The following is a 16,172-nucleotide window of genomic DNA, read 5'->3' as shown; positions in this document are numbered from 1 at the left end:
GCACGAAACCCCGTGCGGCCCAGACTGTTTCAGCGCAGCATCTCCGCGACCAGGAACGCCAGCTCCAGCGACTGCTGGGTGTTCAGGCGCGGGTCGCAGGCGGTCTCGTAGCGGTCGTTGAGGTCCAGATCGGAGATGTCCTGGGCGCCGCCGAGGCATTCGGTGACGTCCTCGCCGGTCAGCTCGATGTGCATGCCGCCGGGGTGGGTGCCCAGCCCGCGGTGCACCTCGAAGAAGCCCTGCACCTCGTCCACGATGCGGTCGAAGTGGCGGGTCTTGAACCCGGTGGACGCCTCGTGGGTGTTGCCGTGCATGGGATCGCACTGCCAGATCACCTGGTGGCCGGTGGCCTGCACCTTCTCGATGATCGGCGGCAGCACGTCGCGGACCTTGCCGTTGCCCATGCGCGACACGATCGTCAACCGGCCCGGCTCGTTGTTCGGGTCCAGCCGCTCCACGTACTCCACCGCCTGCTCGGGCGTGGTGGTGGGGCCGATCTTGAGGCCGATCGGGTTGGCCAGCAGCTCCGCGAACGCGATGTGCGCGCCGTCGAGCTGACGGGTGCGTTCCCCGATCCACAGGAAGTGCGCGGACAGGTCGTAGAGCACCGGGTCACCGGTCACCGGGTGGTCGCTCAGGCGCAGCATGGCGCGCTCGTAGTCCAGCACCAGCGCCTCGTGGCTGGCGTAGATGCGCGCGGATTGCAGGCTCGGATCGTTGACGCGACAGGCCGTCATGAACGCCAGGCCGCGGTCGATCTCCTCGGCCAGCGCCTCGTAGCGCGCGCCCGCGGGCGACTGCGCGACGAAATCGCGGTTCCAGTCGTGCACCTTGTGCAGATCGGCCATGCCCGCGCTGGTCAGGGCGCGCACCAGGTTCATGGCGGCGCTGGCGTTGGCGTAGGCGCGCACCAGGCGCGAGGGGTCGTGCACGCGCAGCGCCTCGTCGGCCACCAGCGAGTTGATCATGTCGCCGCGGTAGGACTTCAGGCCCAGCGCGTCGGTGTCGGAGGAGCGCGGTTTGGCGTACTGGCCCGCGATCCTGGCCACCTTCACCACCGGCATGCTGGCGCCGTAGGTGAGGACCACGGCCATCTGCAGCAGAGTGCGGATGTTGCCGCGGATGTGCGGTTCGGTGTTGTCGGCGAAGGTCTCCGCGCAGTCGCCGCCCTGCATGAGGAACGCCTCGCCCCTGGCCACCTCGGCGAGCTGGGTGCGCAGCTCCTCCACCTCGGCGGGCACGCAGATCGGGGGCACGCTCTCCAGCACGGTGCGCATCTTGGCCGCCTGCTCGGGATCCCACGACGGCTGCTGCAGCGCCGGGCGCGCCAGTGCGTCGTCCAGGCGGCGGCGCAGCTCCGCGGGCAGCGGCGGCAGTTCCGGCAGGCTATCGATGGGTACGTCGACGGTCCAGTTCACCTGTTCAGAATACGGACCGCGCGGTCGCGCAGATACCCCGAGGTGGGGTGTATCGCACACCCCGTGGGGGTGAGGTATCGACACCTCGGTGGGCCCTGCCCGCGGGCGGTCCCGCCGCCGCATAGGGTGGTCCGGCGGCGAGCGCCGCGGTAGCCCGAGCATCGAGGGAGAGGTTCGCTGAGGTACTTCTACGACTGCGAGTTCATCGAGGACGGGGTCGTCATCGACCTGGTCTCCATCGGCGTCGTCTGCGAGGACGGCCGCGAGTACTACGCGGTGTCCACCGAATTCGACGCCGGACGGGCCGGGCCGTGGGTGCGCAAGCACGTGCTGCCCCTGCTGCCGCCCGAGTCCTCACCGCTGTGGCGCAGCCGCGAGCAGATCCGCGACGATCTCTACAAGTTTCTGGTCCCCCGCACGTCCGTGCAGCCCGAGCTGTGGGCGTGGGTCGGCGCCTACGACCACGTGGCTCTGTGCCAGCTGTGGGGGTCGATGACCGCCTTGCCCACCGAACTGCCCCGCTACACCAACGAGCTGCGCCAGCACTGGGACGCCCACGGCCGTCCCCCGCTGCCGCCGGTGCCCCCGGACGCGCACGACGCGCTGGCCGACGCCCGCCACAACCTGGCCAAGTTCGAGGCCATCGAAGCGGCCCGCCGCCGCTGAACCGGTCCCGGAGACGGGGCAGGCCCCGAGTCGAAACCGACTCGGGGCCTGCCCTTTTCCGACCTGGCGGTCAGTGGCTGTGCTTGCCACCGCCCGCGGCCTTCTCCTGCGCCTTCGCGAGCGCGCGCAGCTGCGCGTGCTCCTGCTCGTGCTCGATCTCGAAGTTGCGCTCCGACTCCGCCGCCGGGTCGGGCCGCAGGAAGCTGCCGGTGCCCGGCTTGCCCGCCGAGCCCAGCTTGCTCATCTTCTTCGGCACCGGGGCGCCCTGGTACTCGAGCGGGATCGGGTGACCGTGGTCGTCGACCGGGCCGAGCGGCTGGTGCACCTCGATGTACTCGCCGTGCGGCAGGCGCTTGATCACACCGGTCTCGATGCCGTGCTCGAGCACGGCGCGGTCACTGCGCTGCAGGCCGAGGCAGAACCGGTAGGTGATGAAGTACGCCAGCGGCGGTCCGAGCAGCAGGCCGATGCGGCCGATCCAGGTGGTCGCGTTCAGCGAGATGTCGAACTTCAGCGCGATGATGTCGTTGATACAGGACAGCGTCAGCACCACGTAGAAGGTGATCGCCATGGCGCCGATCGCCGTGCGCACCGGCACGTCGCGCGGCCGCTGCAGCAGGTTGTGATGCACGTCGTCGCCGGTCAGGCGCTTCTCGATCCACGGGTAGGCGATCAGCAGCGTGAACACCAGACCCATGATCAGCGCCACCCAGAACACCGCGGCCACCGTGTAGCGGCCGATGTAGAGCTCCCAGGGCGGCATCAGACGGGCCATGCCGTCGGTCCACATCATGTAGAAGTCGGGCTGCGAACCCGCCGACACCTGGGACGGGTTGTACGGACCCAGGTTCCAGATCGGGTTGATCTGCAGCAGACCGCCCATCAGGCCGATGATGCCGAGGGTGAAGGCGAAGAACGCGCCCTGGTCGGCGGCGAACACCGGCACGATGCGCGCGCCCACCACGTTGTTCTCGGTGCGGCCCGGTCCGGGGAACTGGGTGTGCTTCTGGTACCAGACCAGCGCCACGTGGGCGGCGATCAGGGCCAGCATGATGCCGGGCACCAGCAGCACGTGCGCGATGTAGAGGCGCGGGATGATGATCTCGCCCGGGAAATCGCCGCCGAACATCAGCCAGTGCATCCAGGTGCCGATCACCGGGATGGAGATGGTGATGCCGGAGAACGCGGCGCGCAGGCCGGTGCCCGACAGCAGGTCGTCGGGCAGCGAGTAGCCGAAGAAGCCCTCGAACATCGCCAGGATGAGCAGCAGCGAGCCGATCACCCAGTTGCCCTCACGCGGCTTGCGGAACGCGCCGGTGAAGAAGATGCGGAACAGGTGCACGATGATCGACGCCGCGAACAGCAGCGCCGCCCAGTGGTGGACCTGGCGGACGAACAGGCCGCCGCGCACCTCGAAGGAGATGTTCAGCGCCGTCTCGTAGGCCCGCGACATGCCGACGCCGCGCAGCGGCTGGTAGGCGCCGTCGTAGGTGACGTGCGCCAGCGACGGGTCGAAGTACAGGGTGAGGTACACACCCGAGATCAGCAGGATGATGAAGCAGTAGAGCGCGATCTCACCCAGCAGGAACGACCAGTGGGTCGGGAAGACCTTGTTGATCGAGCGCTTGACGAACGCGGCCGCGCGGTAGCGCTCGTCCATCTCGTTGGCTTGGGCCGCCAGTGCGGAAGGACTCATGAGCGACGCTCCCAGAAGGCCGGACCGAGCGGCTCGATGAAGTCGCCGTTGGCGACCAGGAAGCCTTCGGTGTTGACGGTGATCGGCAGCTGCGGCAGCGCGCGAGCCGCGGGGCCGAAGATCGGCTTACCCCATTCGGTCGCCGAGAACTGCGACTGATGGCACGGGCACAGAATGCGGTTGGTCTGCTGCTCGAACAGCGAGGTCGGGCAGCCGAGGTGGGTGCAGATCTTCGAGTAGGCGAAGTAGTCGCCGAAGTTGAAGCTCTCCTGGCCCTTGCGCTTGATCGCCGTCTCCGCGTCCTCGGTGCGCAGGCGGATCAGCATCACGGAGTTGCGGATGCCGCGCAGGGACTGCAGCGTGGCGTGCGAGTCGCCGCGCCACTTCTCCTTCCAGGGGAACACAGTCTCCATCGCGCCGGCATCCAGATCCTCGGGACGCACCAGCACGATGTCCTCGGGACGGCCGGTGTCGCGCCGCAGGTAGATCGTCTCGCCCTCGTAGTCGGGGGTCCAGCCCGAGACCCACAGCTCGGACTTGTCGCCCTTGGCCCACGGGTTCTTGATCATGCCGCCCGCGAACACCAGCAGCGAGCCGATGCCCAGCACGCCGACGCCGGCGCCCGCGGTCCGCAGCATCATCTTGCGGCGGCCCAGGGTGGAGGTCTCGCCCGCGTCCGCGAGCTCGGCCGCCAGGGTGCGGCGCTCGACCTCGTCGGACGGGCCGTCGTGGCGCTGCTGGATGGAGATCTCGGCGGGGATGAACTTCTTGCGGATCAGCACCGCGGCCACACCGATGACCAGCACCGAGATACCGAAGGTCAGGCCGATCAGCGGGGTGAACAGCGAGTAGGCCGCGTGGCCTTCGTCGTCGACGCCCTTCCATTCCCACGGCCAGAACAGGTACACGCCGATCAGCGCGGCGGCCGCCAGACCGGAGATCGCGAACCAGAACGTGACCTGGCGCTCGGCGCGCTTCTCCGCCCGCGTGCCCGGCACCGGGAAGCGCTCGGCGCGGTAGACGACCTCGACGCCGTCGCGGGCGGTGCCGAGCTCGACCAGCTCGTCCCGCGTCATCGCGTCCAGTTCGTCGATGGTCGGGTCGGCGGGCTTCGGCGCCGGCCCCTTCGACAGTTCTGGCCCCTCTTCCGGGCGACTCACGTCGTCACGCTCCTGTTCACTCATGTGCGGGATCCGATCCACATCGCCGCGCCGACCGTCAGCACGATGCCGACGATCCAGACCGCCACCATCTCGGTCGCGGGGCCGAAGCCGCCGAGGCCGTAGCCACCGGGGGTGCGCTCCTCGGACGCGTTCATGACGTAGGCGACGATGTCGCGCTTCTCTTCGGGCGTCAGCTGGCGGTCGGAGAACTTGGGCATGTTCTCCGGGCCGGTCAGCATCGCGGTGTAGATCTCCTGCTCGTTGGCGGGCGCCAGCGGCGGTGCGTACTTGCCGGAGGACAGCGCGCCGCCCTTACCGGTGAAGTTGTGGCATGACGCGCAGTTCATGCGGAACAGCTCCGAACCGCGCGCGATGTCGTCACCGCGCAGCGACTCCTGGGCGATCTCGCCGTTCGCGTCCCGGACCACGGTGGGGCCACCGCCGTTGGCGTTGATGTAGGCGCCCAGCGCGTCGATCTGCTGCGCGTCGAACTTCGGCGGCTTGCGGGTGGCCTGCGCCGAGTTGGCGGCCAGCGGCATACGACCCGAGGACACCTGGAAGTAGACCGCGGCCTCACCGACGCCGACCAGGCTGGGGCCGCGGTCCTCGACGCCCTGCAGGTTGGCGCCGTGGCAGGTGATGCAGGAGGTCTCGTAGAGCTGCTTGCCCTCGCGGATCAGCGCGGACTGGTCCTGCTCGGCGATCGCCACCTGGGGCTCCGGGGTGAGAGCCGTCGCGAGGAAGCCGGCCCCGACCAGTCCCACCAGGAGCGCGAGACCGCCCGCGAGGCGCCTGCGCAGGCGGCGCTGCTTGCGGGTCTTGCTGGCCTGGCCGGTCCCGGGGCTGGCGGGCTCTGGCGCTGACGGGGGAGATGAACTCATCTGTGTCCCTTTGGAGTAGACGGAACCGACTTGTGCAAATGCTTCGGGGCGCGACCGGCTAACGGACGAAGTAGATCGTCGCGAACAACCCGATCCACACGATGTCGACGAAGTGCCAGTAGTAGGAGACGACGATCGCGGCGGTGGCCTGGGCGGGGGTGAACTTGCTGACCTTGGTGCGGATCAGCAGGAACACGAACGCGATGAGGCCGCCGATGACGTGCAGGCCGTGGAAGCCGGTGGTGATGTAGAACACCGAGCCGTACACGCTGCTGGCGATCGTGGTGCCGTGGTTGGCGAGCTGGATGTACTCGTAGCCCTGGCCGAGCACGAAGAACGTGCCCATCAGCAGGGTGACGACGTACCAGCGCCGCAGGCCGAACACGTCGCCGCGCTCGGCGGCGAACACGCCCATCTGGCAGGTGAACGACGACGCGATCAGCACCGCCGTCACCGGAATGGCCAGTGCCAGGTTCAGGTGGGTGGGCGGGGGCGGCCAGTCGCCCGGGGCCTGGGCGCGCGCGACGAAGTACATGGCGAACAAGCCGGCGAAGAACATCAGCTCGCTCGACAGCCAGATGATGGTCCCGACGCTGACCATGTTGGGCCGGTTCAGCGAGTGCACACGCTGGGTAATGGCCGATCCTGGGGTCCCTACTGCGGTCGTCACGGGGTAAGTATGACTCGTCGTAGTACGACAGGAGTACCCGGGTATGGAAGTTGACCGTCCGTGTCGGAAAACGCACGGACGGACGGGGACTGGGGAGGTGTCGGCGTGTCCGCGGCGACGCACCGGTCCCGGCCGCGACGACCTGCGCGGACGCCGCCATGATGGCAGGCGAGTATGAGGAGAACCTGAGACGAGGAGGCCGATGTGGCACCGGGATTCCTGCGGCGGCTGTTCGGGCGTGGCGGTGCGGCGACGCTCGATCCGGCCCGCGCCGACCTGGTGGTGGTGGCCCAGGGCTTCGACGACGCCGAGGCGAGTTCGGCGGCGCTGGCGCGCGCCACGGGTCTGCGGCCGGACGCCCCCGCGGTGCTGCGCCACCATCTGCGCGTCCCTCCGGACCAGGTCGCGCGGGTCTGTGAGCTCGCCGCGCAGGACGAGTACGCGCCCGCGCCGCATCCCAGCGGGCCGGGCACCGACCCGTTGGAGACGCTGATCCTGCAGCGCGTACAGGTGGTGGACGCGCTGCATCTGTCGCAGGAGCGGTCCAGGATGGCCGGGCTCGCGCAGCGCCATGACGGGTCGGCCGACGGCTGGGATGTGCTGCAACCCGGACCGGAGGGCGCGGGCGGGCGCTGACTACCACTACGCTCGGTGGAAATTCGATGGCGAACCGGCGGTTCGACGGGAGAAGTTGGGAAGATGAGCGCGCGCAGCTGGCCCCAGGTGCTGGGAACCCTTGCCGACGGTGACGATCTGGCCGCGGCGGACACCGCCTGGGCCATGGACGAGATCATGTCCGACAACGCCACCTCCGCGCAGATCGCCGCGTTCGGCGTCGCGATGAAGATCAAGGGCCCCACCCCCGAGGAGCTGGGCGGACTGGCCACCGGCATGCTCGGGCACGCCCGCCTGGTGCGCGTCGACGGCGACGCGGTCGACATCGTCGGCACCGGCGGCGACCGTTCGGGTTCGGTGAACATCTCCACCATGTCCTCGATCGTGGTGGCCGCGGCCGGTGTGCCGGTGGTCAAGCACGGCAACCGGGCCGCGTCGTCCAAGACCGGCGGGGCCGATGTGCTCGAGGCGCTGGGCATCCGGCTCAACCTCGGGCCGGAGTCGGTGGCGCGCTGCGTGCGTGAGGTGGGGATCGGATTCTGTTTCGCGCCGGTGTTCCATCCCGCGCTGCGCTTCGCGGGCGCCGCGCGCCGCGAGATCGGCATCCCGACCATCTTCAATGTGCTGGGCCCGCTGACCAATCCGGCCCAGCCCCGCGCCGGACTGGTGGGGTGCGCGTTCGCCGACCTGCTGCCGGTGATCGCCGGCGTGTTCGCCGAGCGCGGCGCGAGCGCCTTGGTGGTGCGCGGCAACGACGGACTCGACGAGATCACCACCGCCGACACCACCGACACCTGGGTGGTGTCGGGCGGACGGACCCGGCGCACCACCATCGACCCGACGAAGATCGGCATCGCGCGGGTCGATCTGGACGCGCTGCGCGGCGGCGACAACCAGGTCAACGCCGGTGTGGCGCGGGCGGTGCTGGCCGGGACACCGGGCGCGGCGCGCGACGCCGTGCTGGTGAACTCGGCCGCCGCGATCGTGGCCTACGACCTGTCGCGCGGGATCGGCGATCCCGACGCCGACCTGCACGAGGCGCTGGCCGCGGGCGTCGAGCGCGCCGCCGCCGCGATCGACAGCGGGCAGGCGGCGACGCTGCTGGATTCCTGGGCGAAGCTGTCGAACACCCTCGGCGAGGACTGAACCGGGCACCGAAACGCCCGGACAGGTCACTCCCCCAGCGAGAACGCGGCCTCCACGTCGGCGCGCGAGTACGACTTGAACGCGATGTGCGTGGTGGTGCGCAGCACGCCGGGCGTCTTGTCGATGCGCTCGGTCACCACCTCGGCGATCTGCTCGTGGTCGCGCACCCGCACGATCGCGATCAGGTCCACGTCACCGGCGCACGAGTACACCTCGGCGACCCCTTCGGTGTCGGCGACCGCCTGCGCGGTCTCGGGGATGCGCCCGTTGTCGGCCTGGATCAGCACGATCGCGTTAATCATGGGAGCCAGCCTAGTTGGGCGGGCGCGGTCCCCCTCGGACGCGCCGCGCGGTGGCGTCCGGCTGTCGGCACCGCGATGTGCCCGAGGTCTGAGCGGGTCGGCGAGCGGGGGCTGTGCGGGGTCTCGTGGGGTGCTCGTCGAGTGCCGATTGTCCAGGTCTGGCGGCCACGCGAACGAGAGCGCGGGTCAGCCGCGATGGTCGACGTAGTCGTCCTCGACCGGGCGGGTGCGGGCGGCGGACTCCGCGGCCGCGGCCCAGCCCAGCAGGCGGCCCGCCCCGAAGCGGGGCTCGCGGAAGCCCTCGCTGACGCGCACCAGGCGGGTGCCGGGGCGTTCCAGCCAGCGCGCGATCAGGCCGGTCTCCTCGGGGACGGCGCCGCGCAGGGGCGGGCCGGTGGCGTCGTCGCCATCGGGGAGCACGGTTTCGGCGGCGGCGACGATCTGGTCGACGATCGGCATGGGCGGGGCGCCGCGGCGAGCGACGCCGGCCCCGGCCAGGCGGCCGTACCGGATCACCGCGAAATCCCAGCCGCCCGCGCCGTCGGGGTGCGCGGCGATCAGTTCGGCGACCCGCGCGACGGCGGCGAGCCGCTGGGTGCGGTGCACGGCGCGGATCACCGCTGCCGCGCGATCTCGCAACCGGGCGGCGGCCTCGAAATGCTCCGCATTCGAATGGGTTTCGATGCGGTCCAGCATGGCGCGCAGCACCGCGTCGTCGGCGCCGGCGAACAGGGCGCGCACGGCGGCGGGCGCGGGCGCGTATTCCTTTGTGTCCGCCGGTGTTCCGGCGGGTGTGGCGGCCGGGCAGCCGCCGACCACCGCGGGCGGGCAGTCGTGGCGGCCCGTCCGGGGCAGTCGGGTGGTGCAGGTGCGCAGCCCGGCGTGTTCGGCGAGGGTCGCGCCCACGTCGGCCGCGTCCTGCCGGGAAGTAAAGGGGCCCAGCGCATCCCGGGTGGGGGTGCGGACCACGGCGAAGCGCGGGAACGGCTCGTCGGTGAGCGTCAGCCACCAGGCGCGCTTGGGGAACTTGGACCGCCGGTTGTAGGGCGGCGCGTGCGCGGCCAGCAGCCGCAGCTCCCGCACCCCGGCCTCGAGCCCGTGCGCGCACACCACGTGGTCTACACGTGTGGCCAGCGCCACCATCTCCTTCATCCGACCCCTGGTCTCCGAACCGGTGAAGTAGTTGCGCACACGGCGGCGCAGATCCACCGCCGTCCCTATATATAGGACTTCGTCGGACGGTCCACGGAACAGATACACGCCGGGGGCGCGCGGGAGATCAACGGCCAGTGTGCGTTTCGAGCGCTGCGTGGACGTGACATCGGGCAGGTAGTCCATCAGCTCGGTGAGGCTGTGCACCCCTTGGTTTCCCACGCGGGCGATCAGCGCGTGCAGGACGTCGACGGTGGCGCGGGCGTCATCGAGCGCGCGGTGCGTGGGCTGGACGCTCGCGCCCAGGATCCTGGCCAGCGTCGCCAGGCGCACCGAGGGCGCCTCGTCGCGGCCGAGCACGCGCCGCGCCAGCTTCACCGTGCACAGCACCGGCGCCTTCGGCCACTCCAGCGCGCAGCGCGACGCCGCCGCGCGCAGGAAGGCGGTGTCGAACCGGGCATTGTGGGCCACCAGCACCGCGCCCGCCGCGAACTCCAGGAAGCCGGGCAGCACCGCCTCGATGCGCGGCGCCTCGTAGACCATGGCGGTGGTGATGCCCGTGACGTGCACGACGGCGGGCGGGATGGACCGGCCCGGGTTCACCAGCGTCGCGAACTCCCCCAGCACCTCGCCGCCGCGCACCTTGACCGCCCCGATCTCGGTGATGGCGTCCGCCTCGGCGCTGGTGCCGGTGGTCTCCAGGTCCACGACCACGAACGTGGTGTCGTACAGCGGGGTGTCGAGTTCGTCGAAGGCCAGCTGCACGGCAGCGGCCCGGCGCGCGGCGGGGTCGGGCACGGCGTGCAGCCTAGGACCGGGGTCCGACAGATCCGCGCACGCGACGAATCGCGTGAAAAGTCCGAATTTCTCGCGCGAGGACTTCGCTCGAATACCCCCGGAATGATCTAGAACACGAAAAAGCGAGCCAGATCACATTTCCGCGCGCGATGAATGAGCGCCCGGGCGTGTCCGATACGGCGTACAGGCCGGAGGGACGGCGCGGGCACCCCACGGGGGCACACATGGGCAAGCGACCGGTTCCATAGCGCGACCTATGCTGGAACACGCGGTGTGACCTGGGGATATCTCCGGAAATCGGACCCCGCGACACGCCGACGCCCACCTGAGACACCGGGCCGCGGCGAGGCGCCCGCGGGCCGGCTACGCGCCGTCGTTATCGTTTCGTGATTGCTGTGAGATACCTCGCAGATATACCCACGGCCAATTGTTGAGCGCCCGCATTTCGGATGCCCGCGACTTTACAAACCCTCGTGACGTGTTCGTAACCTTTTCGAGACCTCACGGAGTTCGCCGCGCCAGACCGGTGCGGTGCCACGCAGTCCGCCGCGCCACCGGGTGCGGCGTCGTGGGGCAGATAGGAAGTACCCGCATCATGGCGACCAACACCGTCAAGCGACAGGCGCAGCGAGCCGTTGCCGCCGGAGCTCTCGGCGCTGCCACCATCGGCGCGTTCCTCCTCCCCGCCGCGCCCGCCTCGGCCCAGCCGGTGACCATCCCCGGCATCGGCACCTTCGAGGTGCCCGACGGCCTGCCGATCCCGGCCGAGATCCCCGGCCTGCAGCTCGGCACCCCGCCCGGCACCCCGCCGCCGTTCGTCGCGCCGCAGAAGACCCTCGGCGAGGTGGCGCTCGACGCCGCCCGCACCAAGCTCGGCGCGCCCTACGTCTACGGCGCCGCGGGCCCCAACGCCTTCGACTGCTCGGGCCTCGTGCAGTGGGCCTACCGCCAGGCCGGCATGGAGCTGCCCCGCACCAGCGGCGCGCAGCTGTCCGCCGGTAGCCCGGTCTCGCTCGACAGCCTCCAGCCCGGCGACCTGGTGTCGTTCTACGGCGGCGGCCACTCCGGCCTGTACGCGGGCGACGGCAACGTCATCCACGCCTCCACCTCCGGCACCCCGGTGATGATCGCCCCGATCTCGTCGATGCCGTTCGCGGGCGCCCGCCGTTTCTGATCCGCGGAACCGGGTCGCGCCCGTCGCGACCCGGTTCTCCGCCCGCCGGCCGTGATCGGTTCGTTCTCCACTGGACACCGACCGCGGCCGTTTCGTAACCTAAATGAGACCTACCCGGGGAGCAGAGCCGCCGAACCCGTCTCCGCGCTCCGTCTGGGCGACAGCGTCGCTTTCCACCGCACGAGTCGGCATCACGAGAGAACGGGGCAGGCAGGCTGTGACCGCTGAGCATCGAGGACTTCGCGCCAAGCGTCTGGTGGGCGCCGCGCTGACGGCCACCGCCCTGGTCACCGCGCTGTGCGCGGGCGGCCCGGCCGGCGCCGATCCGGCCTCGCTGCCCGCCACCGCGAGCGATGCCGTGCAGCGGATGATCGAGCTGTCGCGCGAGTCCGAACAGCTCAATCAGCAGGCGCTCGGCGTCCAGGAGGAACTCGACGCCAAGCTGGCCGCCCAGCGCGAGGCCGACGCGAAACTGGCCGAGGCCACCCGCCTGGCCGACGCCGCCCGCGCCGAGGTCCGCGCGTACCAGCCGGTCATCGACCGCACCGCGATCGCCACCTACACCGGCGCGCGCACCGACCGCATGTACGCGGTCCTGGTGAGCGATTCCCCGCAGCGCCTGCTCGATCAGATGTCCACGCTGGACGTCCTCACCCAGCAGACCACGGATCAACTGAGCCGGTTCAAGAAGGCCACCGACGCCGCCGAGACCGCCGAGTCCGCGGCCCGCGCCGCCGCCGACGCGGCCGGGAGCGCCGCCGCCGAGGCCGAGCGCGTGCGCGCCGATCTGGAGCGCAAGCGCAGCGATCTGGGCGGCGCCATCGCGCAGGTCGTCGAGGCGTGGGGCGCGCTGTCGGCGGGCGACAAGTCGGCGCTGGCCGGTTCCCCCTTCCCGCCCGGCTTCGACCGCGACACCCTCCTGCAGGGGCTGGTGCCCGGCAGCGGCACCAGCGCGCTCGCCGCGGGACTCACCCGCGTCGGCGACCCGTACGTGTGGGGCGCCACCGGCCCCGACCAGTTCGACTGCTCCGGCCTGGTGCAGTGGGCGTTCAAGCAGGTCGGCAAGAACGTGCCGCGCACCAGCTCCCAGCAGGCGAGCTACGGCACCCCGGTCAGCCGCGACCAGCTGCAACCCGGCGACGTCGTGTTCTTCTACCCCTCGATCTCGCATGTGGGCATCTACGCGGGCAACGGGCTGATGCTGCACGCCTCCACCTTCGGCGTGCCGGTGGCCGTCGCGCCGATGGATTCCACGCCGTTCCATTCCGCCAGGCGATACTAGGGACCCATGGACGGTTGGCGACGGGCACGAGCCTGGTGCACAGCGCGGGGACGATGCCAGTTCGTCCTCACCGCGGCGGCCGTCGTCCTCCTCACCGGTGTGTGCGGCGCCCTTGTCGCGCTGCCGTATTCGGTCACACCCGACGCTCCGGCCGCTCAGCACCTCGTGACCGACAGCGCCGGCCAACCCACCGCCGAGGACCCGCGCCTGGCGGCGGTGCGCCGCACGCTCGAACCGTTCGGCCCGATCGAGACGGTCACCGTCCCCGGCGCCGACGGCCGCGACTCGCTGGTCGCCGGGCACCCGAGCCACCGCGCCGATATGGAGGTGCTGGCCGCCGCCCTGCCCGAGGCGATCGCCTCGGTCACCGACCTGTGGGGTCCGGACTGGGCGCGCTCCGCGCTGGTGGTAGTCGCCGCCACCCCGTCGGAGTTCGCCGCCCTGGTGCGCGCGGGCGCCCAGATGCTCACCGGCGTCGCCGCCGCCTCGGTCTCCGACCCGTTCACCCCGGGCACCCAGCCCACCGGCCAGCGCGTGGTGTTCAGCCCCGACGCCGGACGCCGCCTGTCCCCCGAGGCGATGAGCACGCTGTTGCGCCACGAGCTCACCCACATCGCCGCCCGCGCCCAGACCGTCGACGGCGCACCGCAGTGGATGCTCGAAGGTTTCGCCGAGTACGCCGCGCACCGCAATGGTGAACGCGCCTTCGCCGATATCGCCCCCACCCTGGACGCCGACCTGCGCCGGGGCGCGCTGCCCGCCGATCTGCCCGCCGATCCCGAATTCGGCGGTGCGAACGCCGTGCTCGCCTACGAGCAGGCGTGGTCGGTGAGCGAGTACGTCGCGCAGCGCTACGACGAGGCGCGACTCGTCGCGCTCTACCGCCGCCTCGCCGCGGCCCCGGTCGACGTCGCGGGCGAGGACGCGATCCTGCGCGAGGTGCTGGGCACCGGCCGCGCGAGTTTCGTCGCGGGCTGGCGCGACTGGCTGCCGGCCCGCCCCCGATGACCGAGCCACCACGGCGGCGCCGCGCCCGCCGCACCAAGTAGGTTGTCCCCCATGGCCCGAACTCTGCTGGTGACCAATGATTTCCCGCCGCGGCCGGGCGGTATCCAGTCGTATCTGCAGGCGATGGCGGGCCAGCTCGCCCCCGACGATCTGGTTGTCTACGCGCCCCGCTGGCGTGGCGACTCGCACCTGAAGTACGACGCCCAGCAGAAGTTCCAGGTGGTCCGGCATCCGACCACGCTGATGCTGCCCACCCCGCTGGTGCTGCGGCGTGCCGCACGCCTGCTGCGCGACGAGAAATGCGACACCGTATGGTTCGGCGCGGCCGCGCCGCTGGCGCTGCTCTCCCCCGCGCTGCGCCGCGCCGGCGCCGAGCGCATCCTCGCCAGCACCCACGGCCACGAGGTCGGCTGGTCCATGCTGCCCGGCGCGCGCCAGACGCTGCGCGTCATCGGCGACCACACCGATGTCGTCACCTACGTCAGCAAATACACGCGCGGCCGGTTCGCCTCCGCGTTCGGCCGCGACGCCGCGCTCGAGTACCTGCCGCCCGGGGTCGACACCGAGAAGTTCCGTCCCGACCCGGCCGCCAGGGCCGAGCTGCGCGCCCGCTACGGCCTCGGCGACCGGCCCACCATCCTGTGCCTGTCGCGGCTGGTGCCGCGCAAGGGCCAGGACATGCTGATCACCGCCATGCTCGACATCCGCGAACGGGTGGACGGCGCGGTGCTGGTGATCGCGGGCGGCGGCCCGTACGAGGAGAAGCTGCGCGCCTACGCCGCCGCGCTCGGCGTCGAGAACGACGTGAAGTTCCTCGGCCGCGTCCCCTCGGCCGAACTGGCCGCCCACCACACCCTCGCCGACGTGTTCGCCATGCCGTGCCGCACGCGCGGCGGGGGCCTGGACGTCGAAGGGCTCGGCATCGTCTACCTGGAGGCGTCGGCGACCGGTGTGCCCGTGGTGGCCGGACGGTCCGGCGGCGCGCCGGAGACCGTGCTCGAGGGCCGGACGGGTCGCGTGGTGGACGGCCGCAAGGTCACCGAGATCGCCGACGCGCTGGTGGATATCCTCGCCGACCGCGACGCCGCCGCCCGCATGGGCGAGGCCGGTCGGGCGTGGGTCGAGGAGAACTGGCGGTGGGACACGCACGGCGCGCGCCTGCGTCAGCTGCTGCGCTGACCGAACCGCCCGGAACCCGCGCCACCTGCGACGTTGACCCGGCCGCCCACGATCGCACCCCCGGCGCGGACGCCCACGCCCCCGGCGACGAATCCGTCTGTGACGGTCATCTACTACGCTCAGCGGGGTGAGCAGCATTCAGGTCGCGGACCAGACGTTCGTCGCCGCCTCCGGCGCGGCGGTCGCCGAGGTGCTGGGTGGTCCGAACAAGTGGCGGCAATGGTGGCCCGATCTCACCCTCGACGTGCGGGAAGACCGCGGCGACAAGGGGATTCGCTGGTCGGTGACCGGCGCGTTGACCGGCACCATGGAGGTGTGGCTGGAGCCCTCGCTGGACGGGGTGATCATGCACTACTTCCTGCACTGCGAGCCCGAGGGCGCGCGGCGGATGTCCCCGCGCGAGCTGGCGGCCGCCAACCGCAAGCGCCGCGTCGCGGGCAAGGAGATGTCGTTCGAGATCAAGGCCCGGCTCGAGGCGGGCCGCCCCGCGGGCGTGTCGCCCACCGCCGCGGCCTGACGATCCCCGCGGCGCCCGCAGCGGCGCCGGAAAGGAACTGCTGACCACCATGGCCGACCGGACCCAGAGGTCGATCCGCATCGAGGCGCCGTCGGATCGGGTGATGGCCGTCATCGCCGACCTGGAGTCGTATCCGGAGTGGGTGGCGGCGGCGAAATCCGTCGAGGTGCTCGACAAGGGCGCCGACGGCCGCGCCCGCACCGCCCGTTTCGTGCTGGACGCGGGCGTCGTCAAGGACACCTACGTGCTGTCCTACGACTGGCGCGCCGACGACAAGGCGGTCAGCTGGCGGCTGGTGAGCGGTGAGTTGCAGAAGGCCCAGGACGGCACCTACGAACTGGCCGACGAGCCCGACGGCGCGACGCTGGTCACCTACGAGCTCACCGTGGATCTGAACATCCCGATGATCGGCATGTTCAAGCGCAAAGCGGAGAAGGTCATCACCGACACCGCGCTGAAGGAACTGAAGAAACGGGTCGAAGGCTGACCGCGCGCGCGAACGCCG

The 16,172-nt window shown here is 71.0% G+C and carries 17 protein-coding genes; 9 read left to right on the top strand and 8 right to left on the bottom strand.

Annotation, left to right across the window (positions count from 1 at the left end; genetic code table 11):
* Positions 1-29 precede the first annotated feature (29 nt).
* Positions 30-1,418: a class II 3-deoxy-7-phosphoheptulonate synthase gene (locus OHB21_RS23770; RefSeq protein WP_067511099.1), complete on the bottom strand. Its 1,389-nt coding sequence runs from the start codon at positions 1,416-1,418 to the stop codon at positions 30-32.
* Positions 1,419-1,595: 177 nt separating this feature from the next.
* Here OHB21_RS23770 and OHB21_RS23765 point away from each other — a divergent pair, with 177 nt between their 5' ends.
* Positions 1,596-2,084 (top strand): polyadenylate-specific 3'-exoribonuclease AS, encoded by a 489-nt coding sequence (locus OHB21_RS23765; protein ID WP_195126069.1) that lies wholly within the window; start codon positions 1,596-1,598, stop codon positions 2,082-2,084.
* Positions 2,085-2,154: 70 nt separating this feature from the next.
* On the opposite strand, the gene qcrB is transcribed toward OHB21_RS23765, so the two are convergent.
* The 4 genes from qcrB to ctaE are packed head-to-tail and all read right to left on the bottom strand — an operon-like array spanning position 2,155 to position 6,494.
* Positions 2,155-3,780 (bottom strand): cytochrome bc1 complex cytochrome b subunit, encoded by a 1,626-nt coding sequence (qcrB, locus tag OHB21_RS23760; RefSeq protein WP_067511101.1) that lies wholly within the window; start codon positions 3,778-3,780, stop codon positions 2,155-2,157.
* On the bottom strand, positions 3,777-4,913 hold the full coding sequence (qcrA, locus tag OHB21_RS23755; protein ID WP_438944316.1) for a cytochrome bc1 complex Rieske iron-sulfur subunit: 1,137 nt from the start codon (positions 4,911-4,913) through the stop codon (positions 3,777-3,779). The genes qcrB and qcrA overlap by 4 nt, the downstream gene beginning before the upstream one ends.
* A gap of 47 nt (positions 4,914-4,960) precedes the next feature.
* A complete protein-coding gene (gene qcrC, locus OHB21_RS23750) occupies positions 4,961-5,824 on the bottom strand; it encodes a cytochrome bc1 complex diheme cytochrome c subunit (protein ID WP_084537871.1) in 864 nt (287 codons plus the stop codon).
* Between the two features lie 58 nt (positions 5,825-5,882).
* Positions 5,883-6,494 carry an aa3-type cytochrome oxidase subunit III gene (gene ctaE / locus OHB21_RS23745; RefSeq protein WP_067511103.1) on the bottom strand — a complete coding sequence of 204 codons (612 nt, stop codon included), beginning with the start codon at positions 6,492-6,494 and terminating at the stop codon, positions 5,883-5,885.
* 204 nt (positions 6,495-6,698) lie between these two features.
* Between ctaE and OHB21_RS23740 the strand changes: the two genes are divergently transcribed.
* Together OHB21_RS23740 and trpD are read left to right on the top strand one after the other, a co-directional pair.
* Positions 6,699-7,130: a ribonuclease E inhibitor RraB gene (locus OHB21_RS23740; protein WP_067511104.1), complete on the top strand. Its 432-nt coding sequence runs from the start codon at positions 6,699-6,701 to the stop codon at positions 7,128-7,130.
* A 63-nt stretch (positions 7,131-7,193) separates the two neighbouring features.
* On the top strand, positions 7,194-8,255 hold the full coding sequence (trpD, locus tag OHB21_RS23735; RefSeq protein WP_195126017.1) for an anthranilate phosphoribosyltransferase: 1,062 nt from the start codon (positions 7,194-7,196) through the stop codon (positions 8,253-8,255).
* A 26-nt stretch (positions 8,256-8,281) separates the two neighbouring features.
* Here trpD and OHB21_RS23730 read toward each other — a convergent pair whose 3' ends face one another.
* The gene (locus tag OHB21_RS23730) at positions 8,282-8,557 is read right to left on the bottom strand and encodes an Lrp/AsnC family transcriptional regulator (RefSeq protein ID WP_067511106.1); all 276 of its coding nucleotides are present in this window, start codon (positions 8,555-8,557) and stop codon (positions 8,282-8,284) included.
* Between the two features lie 186 nt (positions 8,558-8,743).
* Entirely contained in the window at positions 8,744-10,507 is a 1,764-nt protein-coding gene (locus OHB21_RS23725; protein ID WP_195126018.1) for a DEDD exonuclease domain-containing protein, read from the bottom strand.
* 595 nt (positions 10,508-11,102) lie between these two features.
* On the opposite strand from OHB21_RS23725, the gene OHB21_RS23720 reads away from it, so the two are divergent.
* The 4 genes from OHB21_RS23720 (at position 11,103) to OHB21_RS23705 (ending at position 15,150) form a co-directional block, all read left to right on the top strand.
* Complete coding sequence (locus OHB21_RS23720; protein WP_067511107.1) at positions 11,103-11,681, top strand: C40 family peptidase; 579 nt, start codon at positions 11,103-11,105, stop codon at positions 11,679-11,681.
* Positions 11,682-11,898: 217 nt separating this feature from the next.
* Positions 11,899-12,963, top strand: a complete 1,065-nt coding sequence (locus OHB21_RS23715; RefSeq protein ID WP_324192114.1) for an NlpC/P60 family protein — start codon at positions 11,899-11,901, stop codon at positions 12,961-12,963.
* A 6-nt stretch (positions 12,964-12,969) separates the two neighbouring features.
* Positions 12,970-13,971, top strand: a complete 1,002-nt coding sequence (locus OHB21_RS23710) for a hypothetical protein (protein WP_195126020.1) — start codon at positions 12,970-12,972, stop codon at positions 13,969-13,971.
* 51 nt (positions 13,972-14,022) lie between these two features.
* Positions 14,023-15,150, top strand: a complete 1,128-nt coding sequence (locus OHB21_RS23705; protein WP_067511110.1) for a glycosyltransferase family 4 protein — start codon at positions 14,023-14,025, stop codon at positions 15,148-15,150.
* Here the strand turns inward: OHB21_RS23705 and OHB21_RS23700 are convergent.
* Positions 15,135-15,260, bottom strand: coding sequence for a hypothetical protein (locus OHB21_RS23700; RefSeq protein WP_267470199.1), 126 nt, complete (start codon positions 15,258-15,260; stop codon positions 15,135-15,137). The genes OHB21_RS23705 and OHB21_RS23700 overlap by 16 nt on opposite strands.
* Positions 15,261-15,277: 17 nt before the next feature.
* On the opposite strand from OHB21_RS23700, the gene OHB21_RS23695 reads away from it, so the two are divergent.
* Both OHB21_RS23695 and OHB21_RS23690 read left to right on the top strand, forming a co-directional pair.
* Positions 15,278-15,667, top strand: coding sequence for a polyketide cyclase / dehydrase and lipid transport (locus OHB21_RS23695; protein ID WP_067511111.1), 390 nt, complete (start codon positions 15,278-15,280; stop codon positions 15,665-15,667).
* Positions 15,668-15,716: 49 nt separating this feature from the next.
* Positions 15,717-16,154, top strand: coding sequence for an SRPBCC family protein (locus tag OHB21_RS23690; protein ID WP_067511112.1), 438 nt, complete (start codon positions 15,717-15,719; stop codon positions 16,152-16,154).
* The last annotated feature ends 18 nt before the right edge of the window (positions 16,155-16,172 follow it).

Source organism: Nocardia puris (genome assembly GCF_036051655.1).
GTDB lineage: Bacteria > Actinomycetota > Actinomycetes > Mycobacteriales > Mycobacteriaceae > Nocardia > Nocardia puris.
The sequence above is the reverse complement of the archived record's forward strand: the minus strand, read 5'-3'. Positions and strand labels throughout refer to the sequence as shown.

What these genes read in the sequence shown, in the direction of transcription:
- OHB21_RS23700 (WP_267470199.1), bottom strand. Translation starts at nt 15,260, where the DNA reads ATGACCGTCACAGACGGATTCGTCGCCGGGGGCGTGGGCGTCCGCGCC.
- OHB21_RS23730 (WP_067511106.1), bottom strand. Translation starts at nt 8,557, where the DNA reads ATGATTAACGCGATCGTGCTGATCCAGGCCGACAACGGGCGCATCCCC.
- qcrC (WP_084537871.1), bottom strand. Translation starts at nt 5,824, where the DNA reads ATGAGTTCATCTCCCCCGTCAGCGCCAGAGCCCGCCAGCCCCGGGACC.
- trpD (WP_195126017.1), top strand. Translation starts at nt 7,194, where the DNA reads ATGAGCGCGCGCAGCTGGCCCCAGGTGCTGGGAACCCTTGCCGACGGT.
- OHB21_RS23705 (WP_067511110.1), top strand. Translation starts at nt 14,023, where the DNA reads ATGGCCCGAACTCTGCTGGTGACCAATGATTTCCCGCCGCGGCCGGGC.
- OHB21_RS23720 (WP_067511107.1), top strand. Translation starts at nt 11,103, where the DNA reads ATGGCGACCAACACCGTCAAGCGACAGGCGCAGCGAGCCGTTGCCGCC.
- OHB21_RS23710 (WP_195126020.1), top strand. Translation starts at nt 12,970, where the DNA reads ATGGACGGTTGGCGACGGGCACGAGCCTGGTGCACAGCGCGGGGACGA.
- OHB21_RS23690 (WP_067511112.1), top strand. Translation starts at nt 15,717, where the DNA reads ATGGCCGACCGGACCCAGAGGTCGATCCGCATCGAGGCGCCGTCGGAT.
- qcrB (WP_067511101.1), bottom strand. Translation starts at nt 3,780, where the DNA reads ATGAGTCCTTCCGCACTGGCGGCCCAAGCCAACGAGATGGACGAGCGC.